Annotated in this window: 4 protein-coding genes; all 4 read left to right on the top strand. The window is 41.2% G+C overall.

The window, feature by feature from the left end:
* The first annotated feature begins 8 nt into the window (after positions 1-8).
* Entirely contained in the window at positions 9-692 is a 684-nt protein-coding gene (locus LEP1GSC199_RS09935; protein ID WP_002981462.1) for a response regulator, read from the top strand.
* 143 nt (positions 693-835) lie between these two features.
* Positions 836-2098 (top strand): porin, encoded by a 1263-nt coding sequence (locus tag LEP1GSC199_RS09930; RefSeq protein ID WP_002981285.1) that lies wholly within the window; start codon positions 836-838, stop codon positions 2096-2098.
* 177 nt (positions 2099-2275) lie between these two features.
* Positions 2276-7876: an alpha-2-macroglobulin family protein gene (locus tag LEP1GSC199_RS09925; protein ID WP_039926494.1), complete on the top strand. Its 5601-nt coding sequence runs from the start codon at positions 2276-2278 to the stop codon at positions 7874-7876.
* Between the two features lie 41 nt (positions 7877-7917).
* Positions 7918-10176, top strand: a complete 2259-nt coding sequence (locus tag LEP1GSC199_RS09920) for a sulfatase family protein (protein WP_002981620.1) — start codon at positions 7918-7920, stop codon at positions 10174-10176.
* Positions 10177-10179: the final 3 nt, after the last annotated feature.

The following is a 10179-nucleotide window of genomic DNA, read 5'->3' as shown; positions in this document are numbered from 1 at the left end:
GAATGATTATGTTTAAGGAATTGATACTTCTAGTAGATGATGATAGTGCCATTCGGAAAATGCTGCGCATTGCTCTGGAAGCGAAAGGTTATCAAACCATAGAAGCAATTTCTAAAAAAGAAGCCATTGAGTCCGTTGCCTTAAACTCACCCAAATTAGTTTTACTTGATTTGCAACTTCCTGATGGGAGTGGGTTGGATGTGATTAAAGAAGTCCGAACCTTTTCTGAAATTCCATTTATTGTTTTATCTGTGATGAGTTCAGAAGAAGATAAAATTGCCTTACTCGATTCAGGTGCTGATGATTATATTACCAAACCCTTTAGTATGGGGGAACTATTAGCCAGGATTCGCACTGCTTTACGTCGCCTACCCGTAGAAGAGACACCATCGAATTGGGAAGGAGAAAACTTAAGTGTCGATTTTGTAAACTACCAGGTCATTAAAAATAATATCCAGATTCGGCTGACCCCAACGGAATTCCAAATCCTTACCTTTCTCATTAAAAATTCCGGTAAAGTGATTACTCATGATGTATTGATTAAAAAAATCTGGGGAGACCAAGCACTCAATGAAATGAATTCTTTGCGAGTCCATATCACACAACTCCGAAAAAAAATTGAAGATTTACCAAGTAATCCACACTTCCTTGTAACTGAGCCAGGTATCGGTTACCGCTTCGTTGGTAACTAAAATAAGAAAAATCTAACTATAGAATATTCTTCCTGAATCAAGAAATGGTGAATATCTTCTTAATCAATTCTTAAGGTAAAACAGAAAACTATAATCTCCCAAACATTGTAAGTAGTCTCGAATTATGTTAATTTGATACAATCATGTTGAATCAAATGAGTGTATTGCCTTTTGTGAAAGTTATATGCAGAGATCTTTCAAAATTTTCTCTCAATATTGTTGTTTTGGTTTTTTCTGTAACGTTTTGGCCGATAGCGGCAGAAGAAACACCATCGAAAGAAAATGTCCGAAGTGCAGAACCTATTCCTAAAACCATAGTTTTGCCAAATTCCATTCAGTTCGGTGGGTTTATTGATTCTTATTATATGCACAATAGGAATCTTCCTAAAGATACAGAAAGGAATTTTACTACCCAGGCCGTACGTAATGGAGAGTTCAATGTAAATTTAGCTTATGTAGAAGCAAAGGTAGAAGAAAAAAATTATCGCGGCAGGTTGGCGTTCCAATGGGGAACTTCGGTAAACGCTAATTATGCGGCTGAGGTAACAACGGAAAAATACTCCAATCAGAACTCGGTAAAAAACATACAAGAAGCATATACCGGATTTAAAATCGGTAAGGATACATGGATTGATGCGGGAATATTTTTTGGAAACATTGGATATGAATCTTGGATTTCCCAAAACAATGTAAATTATACAAGAGCTTTTGCTTTGGATTATGTACCTTACTATTCCTCGGGGGTTCGATTGAGTCACAAATTCAGTGAGAAATTAAGTGGACAATTGCAAGTATTGAATGGATGGCAAAATATCACTGATAACAATAAGGATAAGTCTTTTGGGAGCCAGATTAAATATCTGTTTAGTCAAAATCTCATTTTAACACTCAATCAGTTCGTAGGAAACGAAGCTCCAAACAACGAAAGAAAACAAATGCGTTTGTATCAAAATACAATTTTGGAATGGGTTTTGTCTGATAGATTCAGCTTGGTAGGTCAGTTTGATGTGGGGGCACAAAAAGCAAAACAAAATTTTGTGTATGAACCTTGGTTAAGTGCTTATGATCCAAATCATGGCGATTATCGAGAAACAGCATCACATGTTTATCGGCAGTGGTATCATGGAACGATTTGGGCCAGTTTCAAAATCACTCCAGAATACAGATTGAGTTTTCGCATAGAACGTTTTTATGACCCTTTACAAGTAATGGTAAATACCGGAACACGTAACGGTTTTATGAGTAATGGATATACGACAACATTTGATATCCTGACCTATGATCCTGGTTTACTTCGCTTTGAATATGTATATCGACGATCAGCCGATTCTGTGTTTGCTTATAGAGACAATCAAACCTCCAAAAAGGAAGATTTTTTTCTTGTAGCATTTTCAATGAAATTTTAATATCCGGGGAGTGGAAAACTTTTGTTTACTTTGAATAAAAGGGGAACCTTTCCCCCCTCTTTAGGGTCTAAATTCTGTTCATAGATGTTTCTCCTTATGATACCCGCAGGGAGGGGTCAATATCCCTGATTTTCTTTTTTTTCTTTCCAAGACACTTCCCTGTTTTTAAATTCTGTCATGTTTGCAAAGCGCCAGCTTTTTCTTTTTCTCTTCCTTTCCTTGTTTTTGGTTCGTTCGGATGATTCTCAATCCCTTCCTGCAACAATAGAATTTTTCACCCCCAATGGATTTGTCAAACAGCCCAAACAAGTGACCGTACGGTTCACAAAACCCATGGTTTCTCTCGGGGACATCCGGCCAAAAATCGATATCTTTCAAATCAAGTGCCCCCTCCCCGGAACAAGCCGGTTTCTTGACTCAACCACCTGGGTTTATGAATTTGAAAAAGAACTTCCGGGCGGTGTGGAATGTTCGTTCCAACTAAAAGAGGGAACCAAAACTTTGAGTGGGGAGCAGGTCCAAGGGGAAAGGAACTTTTCCTTTCATACGGGAGGGCCTTCTGTCCAATATTCCTCTCCTTACCAGGGATCTTCCATCGCAGAAGATCAAATTTTTGTTTTACACTTAGATGCAAAACCGGATCTCGCATCTTTTCAAAAGTATACTTACTTTCGCTCGGAAGAACTAGGAAACCGGATCCCGATTGTCCTTGTGACAGGTTCTGAAAGAAAAGCGATCTTAAAGTCTACGGGAGATACGGATAGGGACGAAACAGTTCTTATCAAATCCAAACAAACTTTTTTACCGGAAAGACAAATCCAATTGGTACTCGGTAAGGGAACAAAATCCATTTGGGGTGGGGAGATCCGAGAGGATGAAGTTTTGTCTTTTACGGTGCGACCTGTATTTTCTGTCCGGTTTACTTGTGAGCGTGTAAATGCAAAAGCAGATTGTATTCCTATCCTCCCTGTTTCGCTTTCGTTTAGTTCGGCGGTCTCTCGTTCCTTATTACAAAAAATCAATTTAGTTTCCAAAGACGGAAAGGAATACCCACAGTCTCCAATGGCGGAAAGGGGAAACGAATTTTATGAATGGGTGAGTTTTCCTGGACCCTTTCCCGAAAACAGCGAATTTGAAATTCGGATTCCAGAGTTAGAAGATGATACAAACAGAAGTTTGTCGAACCAAGCGTCCTTCCCTTTAAAATTTAAAACGGATGAGTTCCCACCCCTTGCTAAGTTCGGAGCTAAATTTGGAATTTTAGAATCGAAAGTTAAACCTGCGTTACCAGTCTCAGTTCGTAATTTAGAAGCCAATCTTCCTATGAAATCGATTTCTCTCGGGGTAGGTGGTAAAAGCCAAAAGACTATGGATATTTTAGAGATCCAAAAATGGTTCCAAATCCTTTCCTCAAGGGAACGCGAACAATCTGTATTTCAAAATCCACCAGCGAACACGAGTATCACCTCTTTCTCTCTTCCCAAACCCAATGGGAAAAAACCAATGGAAGTGGTGGGAATCCCCCTCGAAACACCTGGGTTTTATGTGGTAGAACTTGCGAGTGATATCCTCGGGAATAGTCTTCTTGAAAAAAAAGGAAAGATGTATGTCTCGAGTGCTGCCCTTGTCACAAACCTCTCCGCTCATTTCAAATGGGGCAAAGATACAAGTCTTGTTTGGGTGACAAACCTTGACCAAGGGCTACCCGAAGCAGGAGTCCAAATTAAAATTTTGGACTGTAAGGGAAATTTACGGGGAGCAGGGATCACGGGTAAAGACGGGAGTATGCTCTTTGGAAATTTAAGTTTCCAAGAGGTTCCCTACTGCGGTTATCATGAGTTAGGTTCTGGACTTACCATCTTTGTTCAAAAAAATGATGATATCAGTTTTACCTCAAGCACCTGGGACAAAGGGATCGAAAGTTGGCGTTACCAATTGCCAAGTACAACTCTCGGTTCTTCTAAAGAAATTAAATCCATCGTTCTTGACAGAACCTTATTTAAAAAAGGGGAAACAGTCCACCTAAAACATGTTCGGCGTGGTTTCGGAAATAAAGGCCTTATGCCCGCAGAACCCAAAGACTATCCATCGCAAGTCATCATCAAACACGAAGGTTCGGGCGAAGCCTACCCATTGCCTTTGGTTTGGTCTTTTCCGGGACACTCTGAATCTGAATTCAAAATTCCCAAAACCGCTAAACATGGGGTGTATATCGTATATTATCCTTATTCAAATGATGACTCGAGTTATGGGGAAACGGTCGCACAGTTTCGAGTGGAAGAATTCCGTCTTCCCGTAGTGAAAGGAAATATCCAACTTGCAGGCAGTAAACAAGAGTTAGTCTCTCCGAAAGAATCTAAAGTTTTATTTGGGCTCGAATACCTATCCGGGGGAGGTGCCGGAAGTTTTCCCGTCAAAATTCGTTCCCAAGTGGTGGCAAGCCATTACTCGCCGAAAGAAGAATACTCTGCTTTTTCCTTCTCCCCGGAAACAATAAAAGAAGGAAAGTGGAAGGCCAGTGGGTATGAGGAAGAAGAGGCAGAGGAATCCAAACCGGCAATTCTTTCTACAGCTTTAAAAACTGATGATAAGGGTTTTTTACAATATACGTTTAGTGGATTAAAACCCGTTTCAGGTTATGGAAGTTTTCAAGTGGAAATGGAATATTCCGATCCTTCCGGAGAAATCCAAACCGTATCTAGAAGTTTTCCCGTTTCCCCTGCCGAAGTGCATTTGGGAATTTTACCGGATGGTTGGTTGTTTACAGAAGATAACGTCAAACTTCAGTTAGTGGCTCTGGATTCAAAGGACAAAGCACTTAGTTCCCAGAAAATAAAAGTCACAGCCTACAAAAGAGAATTTTATTCCAACCGCAAACGTCTTGTGGGAGGATTTTATGCCTACGAACATTATGAAGAAGTCACAAAACTTGGAGAATTCTGTGAAGGAAAAACAGACTCCAAAGGGATACTCATTTGTGAAGGAAAATCGCCTAGCGTGGGTGATATTGTATTTCTTGCAGAAACCAAAGATTCAGAAGGAAATCTTACAAGTTCTGGATACAGTGTTTGGGTGAGTTCCAAACAAGAAGCTTGGTTTGATGTGAGTGATCACAACCGAATGGACATCCTACCCGAAAAACGTTCTGTCGATGTCGGAGAAACCATCAAAGTACAAATTCGCTCACCTTTTCGGGAAGCAACGGCCCTTGTCAGTTTAGAACGGGAAGGTGTTTTGGATTATTTTGTGACACCGGTCTCAGGAAAAGATCCTGTGATCTCCATTCCTATCAAAAAGGAATATGCACCTAACGTATATGTATCGGTATTTCTTGTGCGCGGTCGGGTGGGAGAACCAAAACCCACGGGGCTTGTAGACTTAGCAAAACCAGGTTACCGATTTGGCCTAACCATGTTAAAAGTGGGTTCCAAACCGTACACTCTGTCCGTAGCAGTGAACCCTGAGAAAAAACTCTACCAAGTAAGAGAAACTGCCAACGTAGAACTGGAGATCAAAACCTCTGATGGAAAACTTCCTTTAGAATCCACGGAGGTCACACTCGCTGTTGTGGACGAAGCACTCCTCGAACTTTCACCGAACCCTACCTGGAACCTACTTGATGTGATGATGGGAACAAGGCCTCATTTGGTGGGAACCTCTACAGCTCAGTCACAAATCATTGGGAAAAGACATTTTGGCCTAAAGGCAAAACCAGAAGGGGGCGGGGGCGGAAAACAATCCACTCGTTCTCTTTTTGATACCTTACTCTATTGGAAAGGAAAAGCCATCGTGGGAAAAGATGGAAAACTAAAGTTTAGTTTCCCTTTGAATGATTCCCTAACGAGTTTTCGAATTGTAGCCGTTGCCACTTCGGGAGCTAAAGAATTTGGAACTGGGTTTGCCAAGATCCAAACCACACAAAAAATCCAATCCTTTTCTGGAATTCCACCAGTGGTCCGGTTAGGTGATACTCTTCGTCATGAAGTGACTCTAAGGAATGCCGGCGAAATAAAGGAACAACTTCGTTTGCGCCTTTCTGTGACGGATTTAAAGAATGGAGCGGATGTAAAAGAAGAGTTAGAAACAAAATCAGCTATTTTGGGTTCAGGGGAAACCAAGGTTGTTTTTTGGGATTTAACGGTTCCAGAAAACACCACCAAACGGAAGTTCCATTTAGAAGTGTCTGCACCGAATGGCACTGTTCTTGATCAAATCTCTGTGGAACAGAAGGTTTTGCCAGTGGATTCAGAAAGGGTCTACCAAGCGGGACTCTTTTTATATGAATCTCCCATCAAAGAATCGGTGCAAGTGCCAGAGGGATCTAAACCAAACTCTGGTAAGATGGTTTGGAAAGCCTCTCCTACGATTCTTACAAGCCTTAGCGGAATCCAAACCTACTTTCAAAACTATCCTTACTATTGTATGGAACAACGTGTTTCGAAAGCCATCGGACTCAAATCGGAAGCACAATGGAACGATGTGTTCAGCGACTTAAATTCCTTTTTGGATTATGATGGGCTTGTGAAATACTTCGCTCGAATGGAACATGGAAGTGAAATTCTAACCGCTTATGTCTTGACATCGGCAAGTCTCACAAATCAAAAAATTCCCGAGGATTCTTTGGCACGAATGATGGCAGGACTACAAGGGTATTTAGAAGGTCGTGTGAGTGGGGAGCGTTATAAATTTGGGGCAGACTCTGTAGTTCGAAGGATCATTGTTTGGGAAGCCCTTACTAGATACCAAACGTATGAGTGGGAACAGGTGCGTCCTATTTTCGACGGAATTGAATTTTTACCGACAGCTTCTCTCGTTGACCTGGCTGAAATTTGGGGAAGAGTGAATGGGGGAGATAGTTCTGTGAAATCTCGCCTGACAAGCACTCTGCGCTCAAGACTCAATATCCAAGGTTCTGAACTTGTGGTTGCTGATTCTAGTTTCACCAACCCTTGGTGGATTTTGGGAAGCCGTGATTATACCATGGCGAAACTTTTACTTTGGGCATTTGCAGAACCAAGTTATAAAAAAGATATGCCTCGGCTCATCAAAGGGTTTATCAAAATGCAAAAACGGGGAAGTTATGATACCACCCTCGGCAACGCGTATTCTATTTTGGTTTTTGACCGAGTGAGTAAACTTCTGGAATCAGAAAAAGTCACTGGTGGAAAATTAAAAATCCAATCGGCAAAAGAAACGTTAAGTTTAGAACCTAACGGAAAACAAATGGTAACACAGACCATTGGAACTACGCCGGAATCTGTTTCTGTGAGTTATGAAGGAAAAGGAAAACCTTGGGTGGAATGGTCTGTGAATTCGATCCTTCCTTTAAAGGCTCCGATCTCTAGCGGATACCGGTTGAAACGAACTTTTGAGCCGATCCAAGTGGCAAAACCAGGAATCCTTTCGAAAGGTGATACGGTTCGAGTGACCATCGAGATCCAAGCGGACTCAGATAAAACTTGGGTGGTGGTAGAAGATCCGATTCCGCCGGGATCCCTCCCTCTGGGGCGAGGTTTTGGCCGGGAGTCTATCATCACGCAGGAGGGGAAGGCGGGTGATACTTCCTACTACTTAAGTTTTGAAGAAAAGACCCTCTCCCAGTACAGAGCGTATTTTGAATATTTGCCAAAGGGAACTCATACCTTGGAACATAGCTTTCGGTTGAACCATTCAGGGAATTTCCAAATGCCTGCCACAAGGGTTGAGGCCATGTATTCTCCCGAAACGCATGCGGAATGGCCGAACGAAACTGTGAGGATTTCGGAAAACGGGGACTAGGAAAAGTTTACGGAATCGGGGGTTCTGGAATGATGACTCTAATGGGTCCGAACCAAGCCCCTCTTTTCCCAATCCGAATCCTTAAAATCTCCCTTTGGTTTACGGTTTTTTTTTATTTATTTTTTTTAATCTTTAATACAAGTTTTACCATTATGGGAGTCGATGTAGGTGACTTCCTCAAACAATACTTAGGTGCTTTTTTTGGGGTTTATCTCTCTACCACCTTCAAAGTTTTTTCGGTTTCGCTTTTTTTGCACCTCGCTCTCTTCTCTCTCGTTTACTTGGTTTACCATTTCCTAAACCGAAAAGAAGTATCTGGGTATGTTTTATCACTTTCAGTTCTCGTCATAGAATGTTTGGCCCTTTGCCAATCGATGGTTAGTTTTCCACAAATTTATGGTGAGTTCTTTTTCTTTCGTTATCCTTCATTTGCCTCCTTTTTATATTTTTTAACCGACCATACAAGTCCCGGTTACTTTAGTTTGGTTTTGGGCTCTCTGCTTTTGGGATTTTTGTTTCTCCTCTTTTGGCAAATTTATCTTCACAAATCCAAAGAAAGTTTTTTTGCGCTCGTCCATGTGCTAGTCCTTGGTCTTGTTCATTCCTCTGGATATTACCTGGTGGGAATTCTTTATTTTGTGATTCTTTTTTGGCAAGGGAAACAATACCAGAGGATTCATATCAAGTCCTATGGACTGATACTTTTCCTACTCGTATTTATTTATTTAGTACCTAGTGTTTGGAATCAAATTGAGGCTCTCACTCATTCGAAAGAAAAAGGAAAACCTCCCATTTTTATTTTATCAGCGGACTCTCTTCGTTATGATAAAATTGGATTCAAAATTGGTGGTAAAAGTATCACACCAAATATTGATTCCTTTTCCAAAGATAGTTTTGTATTTCACGACCACCATACCACCATTCCACGCACCTTCCCTAGTTGGGCGGATCTTTTGACCGGACAATATTCCATGAGTCATAAGGTCCGCGATATGTTCCCCTCTCCGGAAGAAAAACAAAGAATTGGATCGGCCTCTTTTCCTACCATCCAACAGATGTTACATGGATTGGGATACAGGAGTTATGCGGTCGGTAGTTTTGCTGCTGATATTTTTCCCCGTGCTAACTTCGGATTTGATGAAGTCCTCGCACCAAACTTTAACGCGCGTATTATGACAGTGCAAAGGACTGCGGAATCACAGTTATTCCTTTTGCCTTTTTTAACTGGCTCTTGGTTTTCTGGGGGTATGTATTTGGAGGAAATGGACGGACTGTCCACATGGGGAGATGGGAGTCGTATCCTCGACCGATTTCGTTCGATCACCAAAAGAGAAGGGAATTCACCTTACTCGGTAACTTACTTTTCCAGTGTCATTCATTTTCCATACACACCCGCTTATCCTTACTACAAATCATTTACAGATCCTGATTACTATGGGAAGTATAAGTATTTAAAGTTTGTGGATCCTACAAATTCGGCCGTTCCCAATGCAGAGGAAACTAAACAAATTCGTGGACTCTTTGCTAGTGCCGTATATGCATTCGATGCTGAATTTGGTGAAATTATTTCGGAACTAAAGGCACGAGGGATTTATGACGAAGCCATCATCATTCTCACCGCCGACCATGGCGAGGCTTTGTATGAAGATGTCCATGGACAAGGGCACGGCGAACACTTACGAGGGGAAGCGGTAACGCATGTACCTTTACTGATTAAATTTCCCAAGTCAGGCATAGAAACAAAAACAGATCACGATTTTTTTGGAATCACATCCAGTGTGGATATCTATCCCACTCTGATGGAATATTTTGGAATATCCGCCAAATCAAAGTTTCCTGGGAAGTCACTACTGCCGATCCTTGGAAAAACCGATTGGGAAGAGGAGAGGTCTGTTTATGCGGAAACCGGGATTTGGTTTTCTGATACGGGTGACCACTTCTTTCAAAAACAAAGGATTCCTTATCCCAATATCTTAGCTCTCCACCAAGTGGTTCCTGAAGAAGACTACCAGATTATGATCACAGATCCCATCTACAGAGAAACCATTGCTTTTTCAAAACATAGATCGATTCAAAATTCTAATTATAAATTAATTTATATTCCCACACGTCAAGGTGTGGTCTTTGAGTTGTATGATCGAAAAAAAGATCCTCTCAATAGGAAAAATCTTTATCCCCATCACCCCGATGCAGCAAAATTGAAAGATATTTTGTACAAAACGGTGATCCAGTGGGAAGATGCGACTCTCGCAGGAGAGTATTTAATACCAAGTTCTTTATCAGAAACTAATGAAAACTAAATA

It is taken from the genome of Leptospira vanthielii serovar Holland str. Waz Holland = ATCC 700522, assembly GCF_000332455.1.
Classification (GTDB): domain Bacteria; phylum Spirochaetota; class Leptospiria; order Leptospirales; family Leptospiraceae; genus Leptospira_A; species Leptospira_A vanthielii.
Note: the sequence above shows the minus strand (reverse complement) of the source record. Positions and strands in the feature narration are given on the sequence as shown.